Raw genomic sequence first — 23,813 nt, forward strand, 5'->3', positions numbered from 1 at the left:
ATGCAATTTTTACGCAAGATCAATATTCGCCGCATACTGGCGTATTTACTGGCCCTTTACTTACTGGCAGGGGCCTCTCTTTACCTGTTCCAGAAGAAGCTGATCTTTCATCCGGTGCCATTGGCGGCCGACTATAAATTCAGCTATGACATTCCTTTTGAGGAGATACATATCCGTATCAACGATAAGGAACTTCTCAGTGCAGTCATGTTCAAAGCTGATAAGCCACGCGGTATAGTGATCTATTTTCATGGCAATGCACGTAACATCTCTAAATATGCAGGCAAAACGAAAGATTTTGTCCGCAATGGATACAGCGTATTGATGATGGATTATCCCACCTACGGGAAAAGCACAGGAAAGCTGACAGAAGAAGCTATGTATGCCAACGGGCTCAGGATGTACCAGGTTGCACGTAAATCATTTTCACCTGATAGCATCATCATCTATGGAAGGTCTCTCGGAACAGCCGTTGCCGCGCAACTGGCCACTGTAAGAGATTGCAGGAGGCTTGTGCTGGAAGCGCCTTACTATAACATGACGGATATGGCTATGCGCCTGGCGCCTATTTTCCCTTACGGGCTCATGCTGGAATATAAATTCCCTACCAACGAATACCTGCCCAGGGTAACGGCGCCCATTACCATCATTCATGGTACTGACGACCATACAATACCGCTGGAATCAGGGAAAAAACTGGAGAAACTGCTGAAAACAGGCGATCAGTTCATTGTTATTAATGGTGCTGATCATAATAACCTGGACGCGTATCCGCAGTTTCACCAGGCATTGGATAAAGCGTTGAACTGATCAGCAGTTATTCATCACGCTGCAATAATTTACACTGCTTTCCTGTAACGTGCAGCTCATGGGTCATTCCCAGTTTCAGCGCATAATTTTCTGCCGTGTGGCCAGATGGAAAACCAAATCCTACAGGATATTTATAGTCCTTCACCATATTGTGGATAATCTCGTATTCTGTCTGGCCAAACGGCGTATCGGTCTCATTACCGTCTGTAAACGAACCTACTATGAGGCCTGCCAGTTTATCCAGCCAGCCGGCGCGTTTCAGGTTATACATCATACGGTCTACATTATACCTGTACTCACCGATGTCCTCCAGCAACAGGATCTTTCCTTTGGTATCCGGCTGGGAGGGAGTGCCCGAGAGGTTGGCCAGCAGGGACAGGTTGCCGCCTAGCAGCTTACCGCTGGTCTTACCGGCCCTGTTCATCTCATGCGGATCAAAGCTGTATTTGGACGTTTTCCCCTTCAGCGCCTGCCTGAGACTGTCAACGTACTTATTATCAGCCGTATCCGGTGTGATCCCGCCACACATCATAGAATGAATGGTAGGAATGCCATAACGCTGGTGAATGTGCGTATGCAGGGTAGTAATATCGCTGTAACCACAAAGCCACTTGGGATGTTTGCGGAAAGTGCTGAAATCCAGTTTGTCCAGTATACATACCATTCCATAACCACCGCGGCCAAAGATGATGGCCTTGATCTCCGGATCGTCCAGCATATCCTGCAGCTCTTCCAGCCGCAGCTCGTCCGGAGCGGAAAAATTATGAAAACTGGTGCCTACCGTAATGCCCATATGCACCCTGAATCCCCAGGAACTGATCACTCCCGCAGCATATTCTGCCGCCTGAAGGTCCATTTTACTGCTGCTGCAGGTGATGCCGATAAGATCACCTTTCTTAAGGTATGGCGGAATTTTCATTGTTGTAGCTTTAATTTACCTTTGCTGACTATTTGGGTGAATAACAAATTGTATTTATACCCCGACAGGGCTAAGTTGATAAATACTTTTCGCTCTTCCAAAAGCAAAAACAGAATTTCGATTATTTAAGCATTCTTTAAGCGAACATGGGAAAATTTAACAGATATCTAATAACAGCGGCACTGCCTTATGCCAACGGACCAGTACATATTGGTCACCTGGCAGGCTGTTATATTCCCGCAGACATTTACGTGCGCTATCTGCGCGCTAAGAAAGCGGATGTAAAGTTCATAGGAGGAACGGACGAACACGGAGTACCCATCACCATCAAGGCTATGAAAGAAAACGTTTCGCCCCAGGATATTGTAGATAAATATCATAAGATCATCTCTGACAGCTTTACAGATATGGGTATCTCTTTTGATATTTTCTCCCGTACCACCAACCAGGTACATCATGAAACCGCCGCCGCTTTCTTTAAAAAGATGTACGACGATGGCCTGTTCGAGGAAAAAGAAAGCGAGCAGTTCTACGATGAAAAGGCCAAAGTGTTCCTGGCAGACCGTTATATTGTAGGTACCTGCCCTAAATGCGGTAATCCCGGTGCCTATGGCGACCAGTGTGAGAAATGCGGTACCTCCCTGAGCCCGGATGAGCTGATCAACCCCCGATCTACCCTCAGCGATGCCACCCCGGTCAAAAAAGTGACCAAACACTGGTACATGCCTCTTCAGAACTATGAACCATTCCTGAAAGAATGGCTGCTGGAAGGTCATAAAGAATGGAAAAACAACGTATACGGACAGTGTAAGAGCTGGCTGGATAACGGCCTGCAAAGCCGCGCCATGACCCGAGACAGCAGCTGGGGCGTAAAAGTACCCCTGCCTGATGCAGAAGGGAAAGTGCTGTATGTATGGTTTGATGCCCCTATAGGCTATATTTCCGCCACTAAAGAACTGACCCCGGACTGGGCTGATTACTGGTGTAAAGACGATACCAAACTGGTACACTTTATCGGTAAGGACAATATCGTGTTCCATTGCGTGATCTTCCCGGCAATGCTGAAAGCGCATGGCGGGTTTGTTCTGCCTGAAAACGTTCCGGCAAACGAATTTCTGAATATAGAAGGCGAAAAGGTGTCCACTTCCCGCAACTGGGCAGTATGGGTGCACGACTATGTGAAGGATTTCCCTGATCAGCAGGACGTATTGCGGTATGTGCTGTGCAGCACCGCCCCCGAAACAAAGGATAACGACTTTACCTGGAAAGATTTCCAGCAACGTAATAACAGTGAGCTGGTAGATATCTTCAGCAACTTTGTTCACCGTACTATGGTACTGATGCACAAGTTGTGCGGCGGTAAAGTACCTGCTTTCCACCAGGAGCTGAAAGACGAAAAAGATGATGCCCTGCTGGCAAATCTCCTTGCTTCCAGACAGAAAATAGAAGATTCCCTTGAAAACTTCCGCCAGCGTGAAGCATTGGCAGAAGTGATCAATGTAGCGCGTGAGGGTAACAAATACCTGCAGGAAAAAGGCCCCTGGCTGCTGGCTAAAACACCGGAACTGCAGGCGCAGCACCAGAAAGAGATTGATAACTGTCTGCACCTCTGCTTACAGCTGACCGCCAACCTGGCTATCCTTATCAATCCTTTCCTGCCTTTCACCGCTAAGAAGATCTGCCATATGCTGAAAGTGGTGGACCGTATGCTGGAATGGGAAAATGCAGGCAGCCTGAAGCTGGTAAGCGTTGGTTATTCCCTGCGCCCGCCTGAATATCTTTTCACCAAGATAGATGACGCCAAAATAAAAGAACAGGTAGATAAATTACACGCAGGTCTGATTAAACCCACTGCTCCTGCTGCTACACCTGCAGCAGCTCCGAAAGAAGAGAAGGCGGAAATTCAGTACGACGACTTCGCAAAACTGGACCTGCGGGTAGGTACTATCCTTTCTGCCGAAAAAGTAGAGAAAGCAGATAAACTGCTGAAGCTCCAGGTAGATATCGGCACAGAAAAGCGGACAGTTGTATCGGGCATTGCAGCACATTTTAAACCGGAAGAGATCATTGGCAGACAGGTGACACTGGTAGCTAATTTAGCGCCCCGTAAAATGCGCGGTATTGAAAGCCAGGGCATGATACTGATGGCTGAAGATGCCACCGGCAAACTGGTGTTCGTGAACCCGGATGCAGCAGTAGCGCCGGGCAGTGAAGTGAGATAGGCTAATTTGAATAAACATAACTTAACCGGCCGGAGGCTGGTTAAGCTTCACTCAAAAAAAATGCTTTTGCTGAATGGCAAAAGCATTTTTTTTAAGTACTATTAACATTTCCGAAACAAGGTTATTTCTTATATTCGCTATAACATGCTGGTATGCATTACATATCATTCAAACAACAATCCGCGTAAAGATTCGCTTTACGCCGGTCAACCCCCGCATGCCATTGCATTTCCTGTTATACACCGCTCCTTCGCAAAACAGTATTTCTATTCAACTTTTAAAGACTTCAGTACTTTTTCCCCGGACATCAGATAGAAGAATTTATTGCTGTTCGGGGTTATAAGACTATTCCTTTTGTATATGCTCTTCAGCATGTGCGCGTATATTTTTCAACAAAAAACCTATTAAAATGAGAACAAATGTTAAGAACCCGGTTATTCTCTGTGAAGAAGATTATAAACTCCTGAAACAGTTTGCAGGAACAAGTGTGGACGATACAAACACCATGTCACTTGCTTATGAATTAAACAGGGCCATTGTTGTGGATAAAGATGCTTTACCCCCCTATACTATCCGCCTTAATTCCCTTGTAAGTGTAAAAGAAGCCTCATCCGGCAAAGTATCTGATTTCCGGATAGTAATGCCGGTAGATGCTGATATTAAACAAAAGAAGATCTCAATACTGGCTCCGCTTGGAGCTGCGCTGATAGGGTTCAGGAAAGGTGATGAGGTAGAATGGAAGATGCCTGCCGGTATGAGAAAGTTTACAGTGCTGAATGTGGTGCAGGCATAAATATACCCGAAGCTCTCCCTGGCAAACGTTAAGGAGAGCTTTTTCTCTGTCACTATTTCCGCCTGTTCTGTCACATTTAATCCCCGCACTTTTCCTTCTTTGGTAGTATTGCATTCAAAATAGACGCTGCCATGAGAAGGCTTGTTTTCCTTGTATTGATCATACTTCCCGCTATCCGTATTGCTGCCCAGCACAGGCTTGAAAAGCTGAATATTTATTTCAATGAAGTGGCTTTGAAAGAAACTATTAACGGAAATGTTTTACTCGCAGAAAGAGGCAGGATCATTTATAACAGATCTTTTGGTTATGCAGATTTCCGTTCGGGAAGAGAGAACCATGCAGATACACATTTTAACCTTGCATCTATCTCCAAAGTCTTTACTTCTACAGCTGTTCTTCAACTGAAAGAAAAAGGCAGATTAAAGCTGGATGATGCATTCAAAAAGTATTTTAAAGATTTCCCTTATCCGCAGATAACTGTCCGGCATTTGCTTACACATACTTCCGGCCTGCCAGATCTTGAACTTTATGAAAATCTCATTAAACAGTTCCCGGATACCGTGGTACATAACGATATCATTATACCTACGCTTATAAAGGAGAATATGCCATTGTATTTTAACCCGGGAGATAAGTTTTCATACTGTAATACTAATTACAGCCTGTTGGCCCTGCTGGTGGAAAAGCTAAGCGGACAAAGCTTCGGCAATTACCTGGCAGATCACATATTCCGTCCCGCAAAGATGTCCGATACCTATCTCCCCACCACATCATATCGTCTTGCAGATAGCGCCATTGCAGTTTCCCATACCAGGGTCAGGTTATTTGATACTGCATATGTCCCTGCTTATGAGGTGGAAAGGTACCGTTATACTGAGTATAATAACAGCGCAGCTGCCGGAGCGTCAGATATTATCACTACCACAACAGATCTTTTGAAGTTTGATGACGCATTCTTTTCAGGCCGGCTGCTGAATAAGGCTTCTGTAGAGGAAGCATTAACGCCGGTGAAGCTCAACGATGGTCAGTCCCTGGACGAGCGTATGGATACGATGGAAGGAGAGGGCAGGGGAAGTTATGGCCTGGGATGGGAATTATTTGAACAACCGGGAATAGGGAAATCTGCCGGACATGGTGGCTTTAAAAGAGGATTAGCTACTTTTTATTGCCGGGACCTGGAATCAGGAAAGACTGTTATAGCGTTCGACAATACTGCCGGAAAGGCTTTTGGAAAAGTAGTAACGTCTTCTTTCAACCTGTTACATGATTATCCCGCTATTGCCGGTGATGCAAAAATATCGCTGACAGAGGTCTATGCACAGGCTATGATACATGGAGGAGCTGAAAATGCAGCCACCTGTTTTAATACACTTAAGGATGATACTACGCATTATTATTTCAGTGAGCAGGAAATGAACAGGCTGGGATATGAGTTCCTCTATTTTTCCACATTTAAGGATTGTAAAACGTATGCCATAGAAACGTTTAAGATCAATACACTTTTATTCCCACATAGTTATAATACCTATGACAGCTATGCTGAAGCATTGGCAGACACTGGCCGGAAACGGGAGGCCTTGCTGATGTACCAGAAATCGCTTGATCTTAATCCTGAAAATAAAGAAGGCAGGATGGCGATGGAAAAAATAATGACGCAATTAAAATAAAAAAAACTGGTAATAAATATTTGTTTCAGCATTATTGCATAATATTGTGATCTGACGATCAATTCTTGTCGTACATCAGACAATTCAGGTCTGTATAATTCTGTTTTTATTCCCTTTTTAAATTTATTGATTGGTTAAGCAAACCCTGAACGGACGGCTTTTAAGCTGTTCAGACCAGGTATTGATACTATTTGTTAATCCTGAAAAAAAATAATTGTTACGTGTTACGTAACATGGTATATTCGTATGATAGAGGGAATTCATCACAAAGGGTTGAAATTATTCTGGACCGGTGGAGATACTTCGAAACTGCCTTCCGATCAGATCAGGAAAATAAAGTTTATACTGGAAGCATTAAACAGGGCAGAAAAAATAAGTGATATGAATTTTCCGGGTTTAGACCTTCATCCGCAAAAAGGGAATTTAAGAGAACATTGGGCGGTCACTGTTAAGAATAACTGTAGGATCACATTCTATTTTAAAGAAGGGAATGCCCGCCTGATCGATTATATTGATTATCATTAAAAAATTGTTATCATGATAAAGAGAGGATTACCCCCCAGCCATCCCGGGGAGATTTTAAAAGGATTATATGTAGAGCCTACAGGCTTGACGGTAGGAGCCATAGCAGAAAAACTTGGTGTTAGCCGGAAAACGCTCTCATTATTGCTGAATGGCCGTCAGGGGATCAGTGGCGAGATGGCATTGCGCCTGGGAAAGCTTTTGGGTACTACTCCGGAAATGTGGATGAACCTTCAGCTTGACTATGATCTGTGGCAGGCCCGCCAGAATGTTGATTTGTCCACGATCAGGAAAATCAGAAGTTCAAAAGTGAAGTCTGAAGAGTTGTGATTTGCTGCTGATTTTTCCGTAGCTTAGATAATTCACTATCTAACACAGACTCACTACAATGCCTCAGCGCTTGTAGCACAATAAAACGCGTTCTATGAAAAGACACATCAACAAGGTGGCCGTTTTAGGTTCAGGAGTAATGGGTTCCCGTATAGCAACCCATTTTGCAGGGATTGGCGTACAGGTATTGTTGCTGGATATTGCCCCTAAAGAGTTAACTGATGCAGAAAAGGCCCGCGGCCTTTCTTTAGACAGTAAAGCGGTTAAAAACCGTATCGTAAACGACGCACTTCAGTCCACACTGAAGTCTAACCCCTCCCCCGTATACAATAAGGATGTAGTAAAACTGGTCCGTACAGGAAACTTTACGGACGACATGTCTCAGATTGCAGGGTATGACTGGATCATTGAAGTAGTGGTAGAAAACCTGGATGTCAAAAAGACTGTGTTTGAGCAGGTGGAGAAATACCGTAAACCCGGTACGCTCATTACCTCCAATACATCCGGTATCCCAATTCACCTGATGACAGACGGCCGCAGTGATGACTTTAAAAAACATTTCTGTGGTACGCACTTCTTCAACCCTCCCCGCTACCTGCGCTTGCTGGAGATCATTCCAACCCCGTATACTGACCCGGAGGTGATCAGCTTCCTGATGGAATATGGAGATCTGTACCTGGGTAAAACAACAGTGCTCTGTAAGGACACTCCTGCATTTATTGCCAATAGGGTAGGAGTGTTCTCTATCATGGCCATTTTCCACATAATGGAGGAACTGGACCTGAATATTGATGAAATAGACGCGTTGACAGGCCCCGTAATAGGCAGGCCTAAATCTGCCACTTTCCGTACGGCTGACGTAGTAGGTATAGATACCCTGGTAAAAGTAGCTAAAGGAGTAGCTGAAAACTGCCCTGAAGATGAAGCGAAAAATGTCTTTGTGATCCCACCATTTCTCCAGAAAGTTGTTGAGAATAAATGGCTGGGAGATAAAACCGGGCAGGGATTCTATAAAAAGACGAAAGGCGAAGGCGGCAAGGAAATACTCACACTGAACCTGAAAACAATGGAGTATGGTCCCCGCCAGAAAGCGAAATTTGGCAGCATCGAAGCCGCTAAACCAATAGAAGACCTGAAACAACGTCTTAAAGCACTGGCAACATCTTCTGATAAGGCAGGACAGTTTTACCAGCAATTCCACGCATATCTCTTTTCATATATCTCTCACCGTATTCCTGAAATAGCTGACGACCTGTATAAAATGGACGATGCCATGAAAGCCGGCTTTGGCTGGGAAATAGGAGCTTTTGAAACCTGGGATGTGCTGGGAGTGGAAGCAGGCATCAGTGTGCTGGAATCCAAAGGGTTAACAGTAGCGCCCTGGGTGAAGGAAATGCTGGGAAAAGGTATTAAGCGCTTCTATAAAATAGAAAACGGTAAGAAGTACTATTACGATATCACCTCAAAAGACTATAAGGTACTGCCCGGAGCAGATACCTTTGTTATACTGGAGAACCTTTCCGGTAATGTTGTATGGAAAAACAGCGCCTGTAACCTTTACGACGTTGGCGACGGTGTGGTAGCGATTGACTGGAAAACCAAGATGAATACCATTGGCGGTGAGGTGCTGGAAGGGGTGAATAAAGCGATAGACCGTGCAGAAAAAGATTTTCGCGGACTGATAATAGCCAATGAGGGCGCTAACTTCTCTGCCGGCGCCAACGTAGGCATGATCTTCATGCTGGCGGCAGAACAGGAGTATGATGAACTGGACATGGCAGTACGCCTTTTCCAGAAAACCACCATGCGCCTCCGTTATTCTTCCATCCCGGTAATTGTTGCTCCGCATGCCCTCACACTGGGAGGCGGTTGCGAAATGTGCCTGCATGCAGATAAAGTACAGGCTGCAGCAGAATCCTATATAGGCCTGGTAGAACTGGGAGTAGGTCTGATCCCCGGTGGCGGCGGTACCAAAGAAATGGCCCTCCGCGCCAGTGATGAGTTTAAAGAAGGCCGTATTGAAGAAGAACCGCTGAAAGACAGATTTATGACCGTTGCCATGGCTAAGGTCAGCACTTCTGCTCATGAAGCGTTTGACCTCGGTATTCTGCGCGCCGGTCACGACGAAATTTCCATCAACCAGAGCCGCGTTATTGCCGACGCCAAACGAAGTGTACTGCAAATGGCGGAAGAAGGATATACCCGTCCTGTAGAAAGAAAAGACGTAAAAGTGCTGGGCCGCACAGCCCTGGGCACCTTACTGACCGGTATCCATAGCATGCGCTTTGCTAATTATATTTCTGAACACGATGCCAAAATTGCCGGTAAACTGGCCTATGTTATGAGTGGTGGCGACCTCTCAGAAGCTACTCTGGTAAGCGAGCAGTACCTGCTGGACCTGGAAAGGGAAGCCTTCCTCAGCCTGGCCGGAGAACGTAAGACACTGGAAAGGTTGCAAAGCGTGCTGAAAACCGGAAAACCAATAAGAAACTGATGTCTATTATCCTTTCCCTGAATAGCATCTCCAAAAGATATGGTGCCATACAGGCCCTTGGAGGTGTGTCCTTCAGCATTCCTGAAGGAAGTGTGTTCGGAATACTGGGCCCCAACGGCAGTGGTAAAACCACGCTGCTGGGTATAGTGACCGACGTGTTAAAAGCAGACAGCGGCAGCTTTACCCTTTTTGGACAGGCGCCTTCTGCTGTACAGCGGCAAAAGATAGGTACCCTGCTGGAAACACCTAACTTTTATCACTACCTCTCCGCCAGGAACAACCTGAAAGTTGTAGCCGCCATTAAACGGCAAAGCGAAGCAGATATTCCCAGGGTGCTGGACCTGGTAGGTCTTGCCGCCAGGCAGCACTCTGCCTTTAAAACCTACTCCCTGGGCATGAAACAACGGTTGGCCATTGCAGCCGCCCTGCTGGGAGACCCACAGGTACTCATCCTTGATGAACCTACCAACGGCCTGGACCCTGAAGGCATTGCTGAGATCCGCACACTTATCCGCACCCTGGCCACACAGGGTAAGACCATCATTATGGCCAGCCACCTGCTGGATGAAGTGGAGAAAGTATGTACGCATGTAGCTATTCTCCGGAAAGGAGAACTGCTCAGCTCAGGCCCTGTCAATACAGTGATGGCCCGGGAAGATTTTATCGAAATAGGCAGCGCCGATGTGCAGGCCCTTACCCGGCTTATACAGCAACATCCCGCCTTTGAGAAAGTACTGCCCAATGGCAACAACCTCCTGCACGTTACTTTCAACCACGCAATAGACCCGGCTGCGCTGAATACCTGGTGCGCAGAACAGGGAGTATGGCTGAGCCACCTGCAGATACGCCGGAAGAGTCTTGAAACCGCCTTCCTTGAACTCACTAACAATTGACCCTATGCTCAACATTATAAAGATAGAATGGCTGAAAGTGAAGTATTACCGTACTTTCTGGATCTTTCTCGGGCTGGCAGTGCTCATCATTCCCGCCGTCAACGCCATCGTACAGGACGTGAACAGCCGCATTCCAAAACAGATACAGCAGGCGCTGGGAAGATCTATCTATGACTTCCCTATTGTCTGGCAGACGGTAGCATACGTAAGCTCATTCACGACGGTTATCTTCGGATTCCTCTTACTGACCCTGGTTACCAACGAGTTCTCTTTCAAAACACACAGGCAGCATGTAATAGATGGGTGGGAACGCCGCGAACTGGTACTCTCCAAACTTTTCTGGGTGGTAGCCTTTTCAGTGATCGCCCTCCTGGTATCTGCTTTAACAGCTGCATACTTTGGTGCTGTATATGGTAAGGAATCTTTCAGCCTGGAAGGGTTCAGGTTCCTCTTCTATTATTTTCTGCAGGTAATGCTGTCCTTATGCCTGGCCCTGCTGCTGGGAGTACTGGTAAAACGCACCGGTCTGGCCATAGTACTCTACCTGGCCTATGTTATGGTACTGGAACAATTGGTGGTAATGACCCTGAAGCGCTTTGTAGGAGATATTGGAGGTCTTATGCCTTTACAGACAGCAGATGAACTGTTGCCTTTGCCGGTTGTTGATAAACTGGTACCGCTTGCCGGTCCGCTGGATACTTATGTATACCTGACCGCCTTACTGGCCTATATAGGGCTATCATTATGGTGGGTGTTTCATAAGATGCTCCGGACAGACCTGTAAATACTATTAAATTAATTTAACATTCTTTCTCAGCATAATATATTATGGAATATTATTTTTGTTGGGAAATGTAAACCAAATTATACCGTGAAGGGAAAAGCGCAGGAAAAGATCATACTGGTTACCAATGACGATGGTGTAACAGCTCCCGGCATACGTGCCCTCATAGAAGCAGTAAGCCCTTTGGGCAAGGTGGTGGTGGTAGCGCCGGATAGCCCGCAATCAGGAAAAGGGCATGCCATTACAATTGGAGTGCCGTTACGCCTGGACCCTGTGGATATCTTTGAGGGAATAGAAGCCTGGCAATGCTCCGGTACCCCGGTAGATTGTGTGAAGCTGGCCCGCGATAAGATACTGCACCGGCTACCGGACATTTGTGTGAGCGGTATTAACCATGGCGCTAACCATTCTATCAACGTGATCTACTCCGGTACAATGTCTGCAGCTATGGAGGCAGCTATAGAAGGAGTGCCTTCTGTAGGGTTCTCTTACCTGGATTACAGCTTCGGGGCTGACTTCAGCCTGCCTCAGGAAGTTGCATATACAGTTACCAAAAAGATGCTGGAATCAGATCTGCCGGAAGGTACATTGTTCAATGTCAACATCCCTATTATTAAAAAAGAAGACTTTAAAGGAATCAAAATATGCCGGCAGGCCAATGCAAAATGGGTAGAAGCGTTTGATGAACGTCGTGATCCGCGTGGTAAAAAATACTACTGGCTCACAGGAGAATTCATCAACCGCGATAACGGAGAAGATACCGATGTTTATGCGCTGGCCAATAATTATGCTTCACTGGTGCCTGTACAGTTTGATCTGACCGATTACAAGCTAAAGAAAAAGATAGAAACCGACTGGAAACTCTGATGTGTATAAAGGCACATTATCAACAAACACTATGTTAAAAAAAGACAATCTCCCCTTAGGTATTGTACTGGGACTATTCACTCCCGTAGTTGCATTCTTTTTGTATTATCTGCTCGTGTTTATGCCAAAGCATGTGGAACTGACAGAGTTCATCAACATTCTGAAGGGAAACAGGCAGATGCTCCCTAAACTCATTAGTATTTGTCTTTTACTGAATGGTGTGGTATTCTATCTCTATACCCGTACAAGGAAAGATGTTACCGCCAAAGGGATCTTCCTGGTTACCATGCTTTATGCCATCACTATACTTTTCCTGAAATTACTGCACGGATAGAATCCTGTACTATATTTGCCGCATGAAGTATTACATCATCGCCGGAGAAGCATCCGGCGACCTCCATGGCAGCAATCTTATCAAACAGCTGAAACAACTTGACAACAGTGCGGACATCCGCTGCTGGGGTGGAGACATGATGCAGCAGGCCGGTGGCACGCTGGTGAAACATTACAAGGAACTTGCTTTCATGGGGTTCATTGAAGTGGTGATGAACCTGCGTACCGTATTGCGCAATATGGAATGGTGCAAAAAAGATATACAGGCATATCAGCCTGACGTGCTTGTACTGATAGATTATGCCGGCTTTAATCTCCGTATTGCCGAATGGGCCAAACCGTTAGGATATAAGATCGTATTTTATATTTCTCCCCAGGTATGGGCCTGGAAAGAAAGCCGCGTGAAGAAGATCCGTAGAAGTGTGGATAAGATGCTTTGCATCCTGCCTTTCGAAAAGGATTTCTATAAAAAATGGGACTATGAGGTGGAGTATGTTGGTCACCCGCTGGTAGAAGTGATCAAAGCCAGCAAGAACAGTCCTGCAGATCCGCCGTTATCAGATAAACCTGTTATTGCCATCCTTCCCGGCAGCCGCCGGCAGGAGGTGAGCGTTAAACTGCCTATCATGCTTACCATGGCCAGGCATTTCCCGGACTATCAGTTTATAGTAGCGCAGGCGCCCAGCCTTGACGATGCCTTTATGCACGGACTGACCGGCGCCCATCCCAACGTATCTACTGTAAAAGGAAAAACCTATGACCTGTTGCGGCAGGCAGAAGCGGCCCTGGTCACCTCAGGTACAGCTACGCTCGAAACCGCTCTTTTTGGTGTACCGGAAGTGGTATGTTATAAAGGAAGTGCTATCTCTTATTTTCTTGCAAAAAGACTGATCAAGGTAAAATATATCTCACTCGTCAACCTGGTAATGGACAAGCCGGTTGTAAAAGAGCTTATTCAGCATGACCTGAATGAAGAGAACCTGCTGAAAGAACTGACCTTGCTGCTGAAAGATACTGCTGTACGCAGCCGTATCAAAGCAGATTATGCAGCATTGTGGACAAAACTGGGAGAAAAAGATGCCAGCAGCAGGGCTGCAAAAGTAATCTATGAGGAAGCAGTGAAATAGCTGTCGGCCATCAGTGTTCCTTCAAAAGGAAAGGTCTATCTTCACTAATGATGCCGGGTAAAGATCCTGACCAGCATGATGATAAGTGCTATCAGGAACACAATGATGGAAATACGGTTCATACCATGCATCATTGCTACATAACGACCTTTCGGGGCCGATGGGTCCTTCCTGCCAATATACAGGTAACGCAGAAACTGCTGCCAGATACTTTTCATACCACAAAGATATAAATAATCAATAGGCCTGGAACATGAACAATAAGCTACGTTATACATTCCTGCTATGCGGCAGCCTTATGGCAAATATGCTGCAAGCGCAGTCTGTAATGGAAACAGAACTGAACAGCAACTGGGAATTTGCCCGCCGGGACGATACTACCTGGCGCACGGCCACAGTACCGGGTACTGTACATACCGACCTGATGACGCATCATCTTATTCCCGATCCGTTTATCGGGATGAATGAAAAAGCAGTCCAGTGGGTGGACAAAAAAGACTGGTTATACCGTACCCGCTTTGAAGTAACAGAGACCATGCTGCAACAGGATGTGGTAGAACTGGATTTCCGCGGACTTGACACCTATGCTGACGTTTATGTAAACGAACACCTGGTGCTGCAGAGTCATAATATGTTTGTGCCTGCAAAGGTAAATGTGAAAGAATGGCTGCATACCGGCAGTAATCACCTGCGCATTCTTTTTCATAGTCCGATTAATCAGAATATGCCTCAATTCCTCCGGGATAACCTGGTCTACCCGGCAGGGAATGACGCCAGCGATATTCCACTGAGCATTTACGCCCGTAAAACGCCCTATCATTTTGGCTGGGACTGGGGTCCGAGAATAGTGACCAGCGGTGTATGGCAGCCGGTATACCTGCGTGCCTGGAGCCGTACCGATATACAGGACGCCTGGCTGCAGCAGCAATCGCTTACAGATAAAGCAGCTGTTATCAATGCAGCTGTGACATTCAATACCACACGTGCAGGGAATTATATCATTAAGATAGAAAGCCCGGACAAAGCCTTTCCGGCCGCCACGCTTAATGCGGCCTTACAGACAGGTAAACAGACTGTAAATCTTCCTTTTAATATCAGTAAGCCCCGCCGCTGGTGGCCTGATGGCTTAGGCGATCCTTACCTGTACCAGGTAAAGGTTGCTGTACTGGAAGGAAAACAGGTGATTGCCACCCGTTCCCTGAAAATAGGCCTGCGTACAGTAGAAGTGATCAACGAGCCGGACAGCATGGGCATAAGCTTTTATGTAAAAGTGAACGGAAAGCCGGTATTCATGAAAGGAGGTAATTATATTCCGCAGGATAATTTCCTGCCCCGGGTTACAGATAACCAATACCGCAAACTGTTCAGCGATATGAAAACATCCCATTTCAACATGGTGCGCGTATGGGGAGGCGGTGTTTATGAGAAGGACCTTTTTTATGACCTGGCTGATGAAAATGGTATACTGGTATGGCAGGATTTCCTTTTTGCCTGTTCTTTTTACCCCTCAGATACGGCTTTCCTGGAAAACGTAAAACAAGAGGCCGTGGCGAACATCACCCGGTTACGCAACCATCCTTCCCTGGCCCTGTGGTGCGGTAATAATGAAATAGCCGTTGCTATTAAGAACTGGGGCTGGAAAGATAGCTATGGATATACAGAAACCCAGTGGCAGCAGCTGGTACAGGGTTATGACCGCCTGTTTAAAGAATTGTTGCCGCAGGAAGTAAAAGCCTATGATCCGGGCCGTTTCTATTTTCATTCTTCCCCTATCAGCAACTGGGGAACACCGGAAGATTTCACTAAAGGAGACAATCACTACTGGGGGATATGGCATGGCATGGAATGGTTTGACGCCTTTAACACACATATACCCCGTTTTATGAGTGAATATGGTTTTCAGTCTTTCCCTGATATCCATACGGTACGCCGTTTTACGACAGAACAGGAAAGGGATATCTATTCACCTGTGATGCTTTCCCATCAGAAAAGCTCAACAAGAGGAAATACTGCCATCAAAACTTACCTGTTGCATTATTACCGCGAGCCGAAGGATTTCGAATCGCTGCTGTATGTGAACCATGTACTGCAGGCTGAAGGAATGAGAATAGGAATAGAGGCCCATCGCCGGGCTATGCCTTATTGTATGGGCACGTTGTACTGGCAGGTGAATGACTGCTGGCCTGGCCCTTCCTGGTCCGGCCGTGATTATTATGGCAGATGGAAGGCGTTGCAGTATTTTGTGAAGAAGGCCTTTTCTCCTGTGCTGGTATCAAATGTTGTGGAGAAAGGTGATCTCCGGACTTTCCTTATTTCCGACCTGCCGGCCAATGAGAAGGTGACATTACAGATGCAACTCCTGGATTTCGGTGGGAAGGTGTTATGGCAGAAAGAATTACCGGGAATCACTGCTTTTGCAGGTAAAAGTATGTCAGTACATGACATTGCTCCGGCAGAGCTGCTGAAGGGAGCAGATACCGGAAAGGTAATATTCTACACAAAAGTGGTAAAGGACAATAAGTTATTGACGGAGAATGTTTTTTATTTTGCTAACGTCAGGGAAATGGAATTGCCGGATCCGGATATCCGGACCACCGTAACAGCCGGCACATCCGGAACAATAGAAGTGAGGGTCAGCACCACAAACCTGGCCAGGAATATTTACCTGCTGCTGGATAAGGACCAGGATTCTCATTTCAGTGATAACTATTTTGATCTGTTGCCGGGACATGAAGCCACGATCACGTTATCAACCAGAATGTCAGCAGAACAGGTGAAAGAACAGCTAAAGGTTATTAGTCTCAGAGATACATTTAAAAATTAATCATGCGAAAACTTTTTATGTTATTCAGCAGCGCATTACTGGCCTTTTCCACAGCCAGCGCGCAGGATCACGGTCTGGAACAGCCCTATGTACCTGAAACCGACAAAGCCGTGCTCCAGAAACTTGAAGATTGGCAGGACTGGAAGTTCGGGATGATCATTCACTGGGGCGCTTATTCCCAGTGGGGAGTAGTGGAATCCTGGAGTATCTGTCCGGAAGATGAAGGCTGGACACAGCGTAATCCTTATGGTATTCCCTATTATGATTATGTGAAGAAGTATGAGGCCCTGGCCACTACTTTCAATCCGGTAAAGTTTGACCCTTCCAAATGGGCCAAAGCTGCTAAAGGAGCAGGCATGGAATACGTTGTATTCACTACCAAGCACCATGACGGTTTCTGTATGTGGGATACTAAACAGACAGATTACAGCGTAGCGGGAACAAAGAGCCCTTTCCGCAATGATCCCCGTGCCAATATTGCCAAAGAGGTATTTGATGCGTTCCGTAAGGAGGGTATTCATGCCGGCGCTTATTTCTCCAAGCCGGATTGGCATAACGAGAATTATTGGTGGCCCTATTTCCCGCCAAAGGACAGGAATGTGAACTACGATGTGACACGATACCCTGAACGCTGGAAGAAGTTCCAGGAATTTACCTATAATCAGATAGAAGAACTGATGACCACCATGGGTAAGATCGAGATACTCTGGCTGGATGGCGGATGGGTACGTGCCCGCAAGCAGGCTGAGAAAAAAGCGGCTGATATTACTGCTGCCGAAAATGATGGTAAAGTGGTTAAACAGAACCAGGATATCAACATGGCAGGTATTACCGCTATGGCCCGCAAACACCAGCCTGGTCTGATCGTAGTAGACCGTAGTGTACATGGTCCGTTCGAGAACTACCGTACGCCTGAGCAGCAGATACCTGACAAACCATTGTCTTATCCCTGGGAAACCTGCATGACAATGGCCAACTCATGGTCTTATGTACCGGACGACAAATACAAATCAGTAAATACGCTTATCCATAACCTGGTAGATATTGTAGCCAAAGGCGGTAACTACCTGCTGAACGTAGGCCCTGGCCCTGACGGACAGCTGCATGATGAAGCATATACTACTATGGCCGCTATCGGTGAATGGATGAAGGTGAATGGCGATGCCATCTATAGCACCCGCTCCGTAGCGCCTTACAAAGACGGAAAAGTTTGCTTTACCAGGAAAAAGAATGGCAATATATATGCTATCTACCTGCTGGATAAAGATGAAAAACTGCCCGCCACTATTTCCTTCAATGGCCTGAAACCTGCCAAAGGAGCAAAAGTGACCGTACTGGGAGCTAAAGAGAAAATATCCTGGAAAGCCACCGGTACCGGTACCCAGATCAGCATACCTGCCGCTGTACAGTCAAAGAACTGGCAGCATGCCGTAGCTATACAGATCTCTGCTGTTGAGTAAAACGCGGAGATCGGTTAATAGACTGTGAACAAAAAAGAAGGCTGCCTTTGAACAGGCAGTCTTTTTTTTTGTTGTCTATTTTAGTAGTGATGACTTTTTAACGTAAGATCTTATGAATAACCTCTAAGTTGTATCAGCTCAGGATATGAAGTCACGTTTATCTGTCCCGGTAAGAAAAATTCTTTCAATAACTAATTATTAACTAAAATCAGCGGTTTATTTATCAATATTGTAATCGGGGCATTAGAAATTGTTTTGTTAACAAAAACTAGGAAAAAAAATTAGGCATGGTAAGCAATGTACAAATTCTCCTGGCAGAAGATGATTATCAATTTGGCAATATAATCAAGAAGCAGCTGGAAGCAGAAGGCTACACGGTTGTGCTCTGTTTTGACGGCGAGGTAGCCTGGAAGAAGTTTCAGCGGGACGACTTCGATCTCTGCATACTGGACGTAACGATGCCAAAAAAAGATGGTTTTACACTGGCACAGGATATCCGTAAAAAGAACGGCATGATCCCCATTCTTTTTATCTCTTCCAAGGTAAGGGATGAAGACCGACTGCACTCTTTCCGTATAGGCGGGGATGATTTCCTGACAAAACCTTTTAGTGTAAGGGAGCTCGTGATGCGTATCCGGGTATTTCTCAGGAGAACCTTACCCAAAGATGTACCGGGCGATGGCATTTACAAGATAGGGGATGTACGCTTTAACTATGAAGAGAAAGAGCTGACAAGAGTAGGAGGAGAGCCCGTTGCTTCTCTTACAAAGAAAGAGGCTAAAGTGCTTCGTTATCTTGTTGAGAACAGTAATAAACTTGTAAAAAGGGATGAGATCCTGTTAAAGATCTGGGGGAACAGCAGCTTTTTCTCCAGCAGAAGTATGGACGTATTTATTGCACGCTTACGAAAGCATTTCAGGCTGGAACCGAATATTGATCTTGAAACATTGCATAACGTAGGCATCAGGCTTAACATCCCTATAAACGACAACCAAAACGGAGAATAACATTTTTATTATTATATACGAATAAAGATATTTTAACCTCAACAACGTGTTGAACCCCATAACTGATCACAATGACTTACGACAGAAACGACCACCGGCCGGCGCATAGTGGCGGACCGGAAGGGAATGGGCCTGCCCGCCAGAAACAGAGACACAGTAACAACCAGCTGCGTGGCAACCGCTCCAGGTCTCCCTTGCCTTTGCGAAAGAGAAAACCTCCCAAAGAGGAACGCAAGATCTATTTTATTGCCCTGCTGCCAACGGCCGAGGTAGGGAAGGAAATTATCCGTTTGAAGCAGGAGTTTGCGGAAAATTATGAGTCACGAAGGGCATTGAAAGTACTGCCGCATATCACCCTGCAAACACCTTTTACCACCAGCGCCACAGTAGAGCGGGAGCTTTGCCAGGGACTGACAGATTTTGCAGCTTCCATGGCTCCTTTTGAGATCCGGCTGGACGGTTTTGGAGGAGTATTGCTCAATCACAGGAAGGTCTTATATATTAATGTATGTAAGAATGAAGGAATTACACGCCTGCACCAGGAAATGGTGTCCTTCCTGCGGAAGAATTTCGGGTTCAGTCCCATGCTGGCCCGTCACGGGTTCAATCCGCATATCTCCCTGGCTTTCAGAGATCTGACAGAAGATGAATTTGCCGAAGCGCTGGCTGAATACAGCCAGAAAGAGTATGAGGCGTCTTTCAGGGTCAGGAACCTCTACCTGCTCAGGCATACCGGCACTTCCTGGGAAGTGTTGCACAAATGCCCCCTGGGTGTAGGTGGCAAAGTTCGGGTCTGAGAACAGGCCAAATATACCCCCCGGATACCATATGGATACTCCTGCTCAAAGCCTACTATAAAGTATGGATAGTGTATGGATAGTGTATGGACTGCGGTATCACTTTAGCGCCACAGTACTTCCCAAAAGAAAGTGCCAAAAACTGGTACATCATCCCTCCTTTCCTCCCCAATATTCTTATGCAATAAAATTGTAACTTTATTGCTGATGGAAACAGTGACAGTTAAACAATATAATCTGGACGAGGAACAGGAGAAAAAAGAGATCGTTCGTCACTACCGCGCTTTGCTTCGGTCCCTTAAACCCCGTTTAAAGAAAGGAGACCGTGAACTGGTCCGTACCGCCTTTGAAATGGCGGCAGATGCGCATAAGGAAATGCGCCGCAAATCAGGTGAACCGTATATCTTACACCCTCTTGCTGTAGCGCAGATCTGCGTTGACGAGATCGGTTTGGGAGTACGTTCCGCTATCTGCGCCCTGCTGCATGACACAGTAGAAGATACTGAGGTGACCCTGGAAGATGTAGACAGGGCCTTTGGACCTGAGATTGCCCATATAGTGGACGGTCTCACCAAGATCTCCACCGTTATAGACTCGAATACCAGCACCGCCCAGGCGGAAAACTTCAAAAAGATACTACTCACCCTGGCAGATGACCCCAGGGTGATCCTGATCAAACTGGCCGACAGGATGCATAATATGCGTACCCTGGACAGTATGAGCCGGGAAAAACAACTGAAAATAGCTTCAGAAACCGTATTTATCTACGCTCCCCTGGCCCACCGTCTTGGCTTGTATAACATCAAGTCAGAGATGGAAGACCTGGCCATGAAATATACCGAGCAGCAGACATACCGGGATATTGCCCGCAAACTGAAGGAAACCAAGCGTGAGCGCACCCGTTATATCAACGAGTTTATCAAGCCTATAAAAGAAGTACTGCAGGAAGAAGGATTGGCCTTCGATATTTACGGTCGCCCGAAATCTATTCATTCCATCTGGAATAAGATCAAGAAGAAAGGCGTGACCTTCGAAGAAGTGTATGATCTTTTTGCCATCCGTATTATCCTGGACTCTCCGATAGAAAGGGAAAAGTCAGATTGCTGGAAAGTATATTCCATCATCACTGACTTTTACCATCCAAGCCCGGAAAGGACGCGCGACTGGCTCAGCAACCCCAAATCCAATGGCTATGAGGCGCTGCACGTAACTGTAATGGGCCCCCAGGGAAAATGGGTGGAAGTGCAGATCCGTACCAAGAGGATGAACGATTATGCGGAGAAAGGCCTGGCTGCCCACTGGCGCTATAAAGAGGGCAGTATCCAGAATACCAGTACAGAAGCCAAATTTGACCAGTGGTTCACCCAGATCAGGGAAATACTCAATAACCCTGATTCCAACACACTGGACTTCCTGGCCGATTTCAAAAGTAACCTCTTCACAGAAGAGATCTATGTTTATACGCCTAAAGGCGACCTGAAGATTCTCCCGGTCAATTCCACCGCCCTGGACTTTGCATATGCTATTCACAGTGCTGTGGGTAACAAGTGTATAGGCGCCAAGGTGAACTATAAGCTGGTGCCTATCAGCCATAAGCTGCGTAGCGGCGACCAGGTGGAGATCATTACTTCCAACAAGCAGAAGCCTACTGAAGACTGGCTGAATTATGTACTGACTGCCAAGGCCAAATCCAAGATCAAGGACGCCCTGAAGGAAGAGAAGCGGAAAGTGGCCATGGATGGTAAAGAGCTGCTGGAAAGGAAGCTCGATCATCTGAAAATATCCAACAGCCAGCATAATATCAATGAGCTGGTACAGTTTTATAAACAACCCTCATCACTGGACCTGTACTATCAGATTGCTGTTAAGAATATCGATCTGAAAGAACTGAAGCAGTTTTCGGTACTGGGCGATAAACTGGAAGCGCCCAAGCCGCTGCCGGTAAAACAACCGGAACATATTTCAGAAGAGCATCTGAAGCACCAGATACCATCCAAGAAAGATGCAGAACTGATCATTTTCGGAGAAAGTTCTGATAAGATAGCTTATAAGCTGGCTAACTGCTGCCGGCCTATTCCCGGAGATGACGTATTTGGCTTCATTACCGCCAGCGAGGGGTTGAAGATACACCGTACCAATTGTCCCAATGCCGCCCAGCTGCTGGCCAATTATGGTCACAGGGTAGTAAAGACCAAGTGGGTGAAGAACAGGGAGATCTCCTTCCTGACCGGTTTGAGGATCATTGGTATGGACGATGTGGGGGTTATTCATAAGATCACCAATATTATTTCCGGTGAATTGAAGATCAATATTGCAGGTCTGACCATAGAATCCAGGGAGGGCCTGTTTGAAGGGCTTATCAAGGTGTTTGTGCATGACAAGGAAGAGCTGGAAGAGCTGTTTGAACGCCTTAAAAAGCTGGATGGCATACAGTCTGTCAGCCGTCTCGAAGACGAATAGATCATTTTAAATTCTTAGCCGGCCGCAGGCCCCAAAAAATACCCTCAAAAAATCGCTTCTACCGAAGGTAAAAGCGATTTTTTGAGCAGTTTCCTCGTACTGAGTCTGATACAAAGCTCCAAACAGGTGTACTGCCTGTTTTTATATAAATTGCATTTCTTCCTTTTTCCCCGTAATTTTGCCACTTCTTTTTAAAAATCAATATCAACTCTTATGGTAGATGTTTTGCTGGGCCTGCAGTGGGGCGACGAAGGCAAAGGAAAGATTGTGGATTACTTTGCAGGTAAATACGATGTCATAGCCCGCTTCCAGGGTGGGCCTAACGCAGGGCATACCTTATATGTTGAGGGCCAGAAGGTAGTCTTACATACCATCCCTTCCGGGGTTTTTCACAGCAATACCATTAACCTGATCGGGAACGGTGTGGTGCTGGACCCTGTTACCTTCAAAAAGGAATGCGACAAGATCTCATCACTGGGTGTAGACCTGAAAAAGAATCTTTTTATTGCGGAAAGAACGCATATTATCGTACCTTCTCATCGTGCACTTGACAAGGCTTCCGAAATCTCAAAAGGAAGTGAAAAGATAGGTTCTACCCTGAAAGGTATTGGCCCTGCTTATATGGATAAAACAGGCCGTAATGGTCTCAGGGTAGGAGATGTGCTTCGCTCTGACTTCAAAGAGCGTTATACCCGGCTGAAAGAAAAGCATCAGCATCTGCTAGCCGGATACGACTTTGAAGCCGCTGTAAAAGCCGAGATTGAGAAAGATATAGCTGAATGGGAAGCTGAGTTCTTTGATGCCGTGGCTTACCTGAAAGAGATGAATATTGTGAATGGTGAGTACTTTATCAATGAAAGACTGAAAGCCGGTCAGAAAATACTGGCGGAAGGTGCTCAGGGTAGCATGCTGGATGTAGACTTCGGTACTTATCCGTTTGTTACTTCTTCAAGTACTATTTCTGCCGGCGTATGTTCCGGACTGGGCGTAGCGCCAAAATGGATAAAAGAGGTGATAGGCGTTACCAAAGCATATTGTACCCGCGTGGGTAGCGGACCGTTCCCTACAGAACTGCATGACGCCACCGGCGAAAAGCTGCGTGCTGAAGGTAATGAGTTTGGCGCCACTACCGGCCGTCCCCGCCGTTGCGGATGGATTGACCTGGTAGCCCTGAATTACACCTGCATGTTAAGTGGTGTTACTCAGTTGGTCATGACAAAAAGCGACGTACTGGATGCCTTTGATGAAGTATATGCCTGCACCGCATATGAAATAGATGGAAAGCAGACAAAAGCAATGCCTTTCCAGCTGAACGAAGCAGAAGTAAAGCCAATCTGGGAGAAGCATAAAGGATGGAGTGACGAAACAGCTGCCAAAAGCAAGCATTTCAATGAGTTGCCGGCAGAAATGAAATCGTTTGTAAAAGCTGTGGAAACTTATCTCGAAGTACCCGTGAAATTTGTATCAAACGGACCGGGAAGGGATCAGATACTGGAACAGTAAA

Annotated in this window: 20 protein-coding genes; 18 read left to right on the plus strand and 2 right to left on the minus strand. The window is 46.2% G+C overall.

The features are described from left to right. Entirely contained in the window at window positions 1-810 is an 810-nt protein-coding gene (locus GO493_RS26865) for an alpha/beta hydrolase (RefSeq protein ID WP_157309329.1), read from the plus strand. 7 nt (window positions 811-817) lie between these two features. On the opposite strand, the gene GO493_RS26870 is transcribed toward GO493_RS26865, so the two are convergent. Then, on the minus strand, window positions 818-1,729 hold the full coding sequence (locus GO493_RS26870) for a S66 peptidase family protein (RefSeq protein WP_157309330.1): 912 nt from the start codon (window positions 1,727-1,729) through the stop codon (window positions 818-820). Between the two features lie 146 nt (window positions 1,730-1,875). Between GO493_RS26870 and metG the strand changes: the two genes are divergently transcribed. From metG to lpxB, 11 genes are all read left to right on the plus strand, one after another. Next, window positions 1,876-3,951, plus strand: a complete 2,076-nt coding sequence (metG, locus tag GO493_RS26875; protein ID WP_157309331.1) for a methionine--tRNA ligase — start codon at window positions 1,876-1,878, stop codon at window positions 3,949-3,951. Between the two features lie 409 nt (window positions 3,952-4,360). Further along, window positions 4,361-4,744 (plus strand): GreA/GreB family elongation factor, encoded by a 384-nt coding sequence (locus GO493_RS26880; protein WP_157309332.1) that lies wholly within the window; start codon window positions 4,361-4,363, stop codon window positions 4,742-4,744. A gap of 131 nt (window positions 4,745-4,875) precedes the next feature. Further along, window positions 4,876-6,411 (plus strand): serine hydrolase domain-containing protein, encoded by a 1,536-nt coding sequence (locus tag GO493_RS26885; protein WP_157309333.1) that lies wholly within the window; start codon window positions 4,876-4,878, stop codon window positions 6,409-6,411. 246 nt (window positions 6,412-6,657) lie between these two features. Then, on the plus strand, window positions 6,658-6,936 hold the full coding sequence (locus GO493_RS26890; RefSeq protein WP_157309334.1) for a type II toxin-antitoxin system RelE/ParE family toxin: 279 nt from the start codon (window positions 6,658-6,660) through the stop codon (window positions 6,934-6,936). 12 nt (window positions 6,937-6,948) lie between these two features. Next, complete coding sequence (locus GO493_RS26895; protein ID WP_157309335.1) at window positions 6,949-7,263, plus strand: HigA family addiction module antitoxin; 315 nt, start codon at window positions 6,949-6,951, stop codon at window positions 7,261-7,263. 94 nt (window positions 7,264-7,357) lie between these two features. Then, on the plus strand, window positions 7,358-9,757 hold the full coding sequence (locus GO493_RS26900) for a 3-hydroxyacyl-CoA dehydrogenase/enoyl-CoA hydratase family protein (protein WP_157309336.1): 2,400 nt from the start codon (window positions 7,358-7,360) through the stop codon (window positions 9,755-9,757). Next, a complete protein-coding gene (locus tag GO493_RS26905; RefSeq protein ID WP_157309337.1) occupies window positions 9,757-10,650 on the plus strand; it encodes an ABC transporter ATP-binding protein in 894 nt (297 codons plus the stop codon). Before GO493_RS26900 ends, GO493_RS26905 begins: the two co-directional genes overlap by 1 nt. Window positions 10,651-10,654: 4 nt before the next feature. Beyond that, entirely contained in the window at window positions 10,655-11,434 is a 780-nt protein-coding gene (locus GO493_RS26910) for an ABC transporter permease (RefSeq protein ID WP_157309338.1), read from the plus strand. 87 nt (window positions 11,435-11,521) lie between these two features. Continuing rightward, complete coding sequence (gene surE / locus GO493_RS26915) at window positions 11,522-12,301, plus strand: 5'/3'-nucleotidase SurE (protein ID WP_317165471.1); 780 nt, start codon at window positions 11,522-11,524, stop codon at window positions 12,299-12,301. A 31-nt stretch (window positions 12,302-12,332) separates the two neighbouring features. Further along, a complete protein-coding gene (locus GO493_RS26920) occupies window positions 12,333-12,635 on the plus strand; it encodes a hypothetical protein (protein ID WP_157309339.1) in 303 nt (100 codons plus the stop codon). Window positions 12,636-12,657: 22 nt separating this feature from the next. Then, entirely contained in the window at window positions 12,658-13,761 is a 1,104-nt protein-coding gene (gene lpxB, locus GO493_RS26925; protein WP_157309340.1) for a lipid-A-disaccharide synthase, read from the plus strand. Window positions 13,762-13,805: 44 nt separating this feature from the next. Here the strand turns inward: lpxB and GO493_RS30925 are convergent, their stop codons facing one another. Beyond that, on the minus strand, window positions 13,806-13,979 hold the full coding sequence (locus GO493_RS30925; protein ID WP_198315843.1) for a DUF6728 family protein: 174 nt from the start codon (window positions 13,977-13,979) through the stop codon (window positions 13,806-13,808). Window positions 13,980-14,014: 35 nt separating this feature from the next. On the opposite strand from GO493_RS30925, the gene GO493_RS26930 reads away from it, so the two are divergent. The 6 genes from GO493_RS26930 (at window position 14,015) to GO493_RS26955 (ending at window position 23,812) form a co-directional block, all read left to right on the plus strand. After that, a complete protein-coding gene (locus GO493_RS26930) occupies window positions 14,015-16,585 on the plus strand; it encodes a beta-mannosidase (RefSeq protein WP_232539127.1) in 2,571 nt (856 codons plus the stop codon). 2 nt (window positions 16,586-16,587) lie between these two features. Then, complete coding sequence (locus tag GO493_RS26935; RefSeq protein ID WP_157309341.1) at window positions 16,588-18,045, plus strand: alpha-L-fucosidase; 1,458 nt, start codon at window positions 16,588-16,590, stop codon at window positions 18,043-18,045. A gap of 287 nt (window positions 18,046-18,332) precedes the next feature. Continuing rightward, on the plus strand, window positions 18,333-19,052 hold the full coding sequence (locus GO493_RS26940; RefSeq protein ID WP_157309342.1) for a response regulator transcription factor: 720 nt from the start codon (window positions 18,333-18,335) through the stop codon (window positions 19,050-19,052). A 71-nt stretch (window positions 19,053-19,123) separates the two neighbouring features. Next, window positions 19,124-19,849 (plus strand): 2'-5' RNA ligase family protein, encoded by a 726-nt coding sequence (locus GO493_RS26945; RefSeq protein ID WP_157309343.1) that lies wholly within the window; start codon window positions 19,124-19,126, stop codon window positions 19,847-19,849. A 207-nt stretch (window positions 19,850-20,056) separates the two neighbouring features. Then, window positions 20,057-22,309 (plus strand): RelA/SpoT family protein, encoded by a 2,253-nt coding sequence (locus GO493_RS26950; protein ID WP_157309344.1) that lies wholly within the window; start codon window positions 20,057-20,059, stop codon window positions 22,307-22,309. A 213-nt stretch (window positions 22,310-22,522) separates the two neighbouring features. Continuing rightward, a complete protein-coding gene (locus GO493_RS26955; RefSeq protein WP_157309345.1) occupies window positions 22,523-23,812 on the plus strand; it encodes an adenylosuccinate synthase in 1,290 nt (429 codons plus the stop codon). Window position 23,813: the final 1 nt, after the last annotated feature.

Source organism: Chitinophaga tropicalis, from assembly GCF_009758205.1.
GTDB lineage: Bacteria > Bacteroidota > Bacteroidia > Chitinophagales > Chitinophagaceae > Chitinophaga > Chitinophaga tropicalis.

Coding starts and splice junctions, on each gene's coding strand:
- GO493_RS26865 (WP_157309329.1), top strand. CDS start 1: ATGCAATTTTTACGCAAGATCAATATTCGCCGCATACTGGCGTATTTA.
- lpxB (WP_157309340.1), top strand. CDS start 12,658: ATGAAGTATTACATCATCGCCGGAGAAGCATCCGGCGACCTCCATGGC.
- GO493_RS26870 (WP_157309330.1), bottom strand. CDS start 1,729: ATGAAAATTCCGCCATACCTTAAGAAAGGTGATCTTATCGGCATCACC.
- GO493_RS26890 (WP_157309334.1), top strand. CDS start 6,658: ATGATAGAGGGAATTCATCACAAAGGGTTGAAATTATTCTGGACCGGT.
- GO493_RS26930 (WP_232539127.1), top strand. CDS start 14,015: ATGAACAATAAGCTACGTTATACATTCCTGCTATGCGGCAGCCTTATG.
- GO493_RS26910 (WP_157309338.1), top strand. CDS start 10,655: ATGCTCAACATTATAAAGATAGAATGGCTGAAAGTGAAGTATTACCGT.
- GO493_RS26950 (WP_157309344.1), top strand. CDS start 20,057: ATGGAAACAGTGACAGTTAAACAATATAATCTGGACGAGGAACAGGAG.
- GO493_RS26895 (WP_157309335.1), top strand. CDS start 6,949: ATGATAAAGAGAGGATTACCCCCCAGCCATCCCGGGGAGATTTTAAAA.
- GO493_RS30925 (WP_198315843.1), bottom strand. CDS start 13,979: ATGAAAAGTATCTGGCAGCAGTTTCTGCGTTACCTGTATATTGGCAGG.
- GO493_RS26905 (WP_157309337.1), top strand. CDS start 9,757: ATGTCTATTATCCTTTCCCTGAATAGCATCTCCAAAAGATATGGTGCC.
- GO493_RS26940 (WP_157309342.1), top strand. CDS start 18,333: ATGGTAAGCAATGTACAAATTCTCCTGGCAGAAGATGATTATCAATTT.
- GO493_RS26935 (WP_157309341.1), top strand. CDS start 16,588: ATGCGAAAACTTTTTATGTTATTCAGCAGCGCATTACTGGCCTTTTCC.
- GO493_RS26880 (WP_157309332.1), top strand. CDS start 4,361: ATGAGAACAAATGTTAAGAACCCGGTTATTCTCTGTGAAGAAGATTAT.
- metG (WP_157309331.1), top strand. CDS start 1,876: ATGGGAAAATTTAACAGATATCTAATAACAGCGGCACTGCCTTATGCC.
- GO493_RS26955 (WP_157309345.1), top strand. CDS start 22,523: ATGGTAGATGTTTTGCTGGGCCTGCAGTGGGGCGACGAAGGCAAAGGA.
- GO493_RS26900 (WP_157309336.1), top strand. CDS start 7,358: ATGAAAAGACACATCAACAAGGTGGCCGTTTTAGGTTCAGGAGTAATG.
- GO493_RS26945 (WP_157309343.1), top strand. CDS start 19,124: ATGACTTACGACAGAAACGACCACCGGCCGGCGCATAGTGGCGGACCG.
- GO493_RS26885 (WP_157309333.1), top strand. CDS start 4,876: ATGAGAAGGCTTGTTTTCCTTGTATTGATCATACTTCCCGCTATCCGT.
- GO493_RS26920 (WP_157309339.1), top strand. CDS start 12,333: ATGTTAAAAAAAGACAATCTCCCCTTAGGTATTGTACTGGGACTATTC.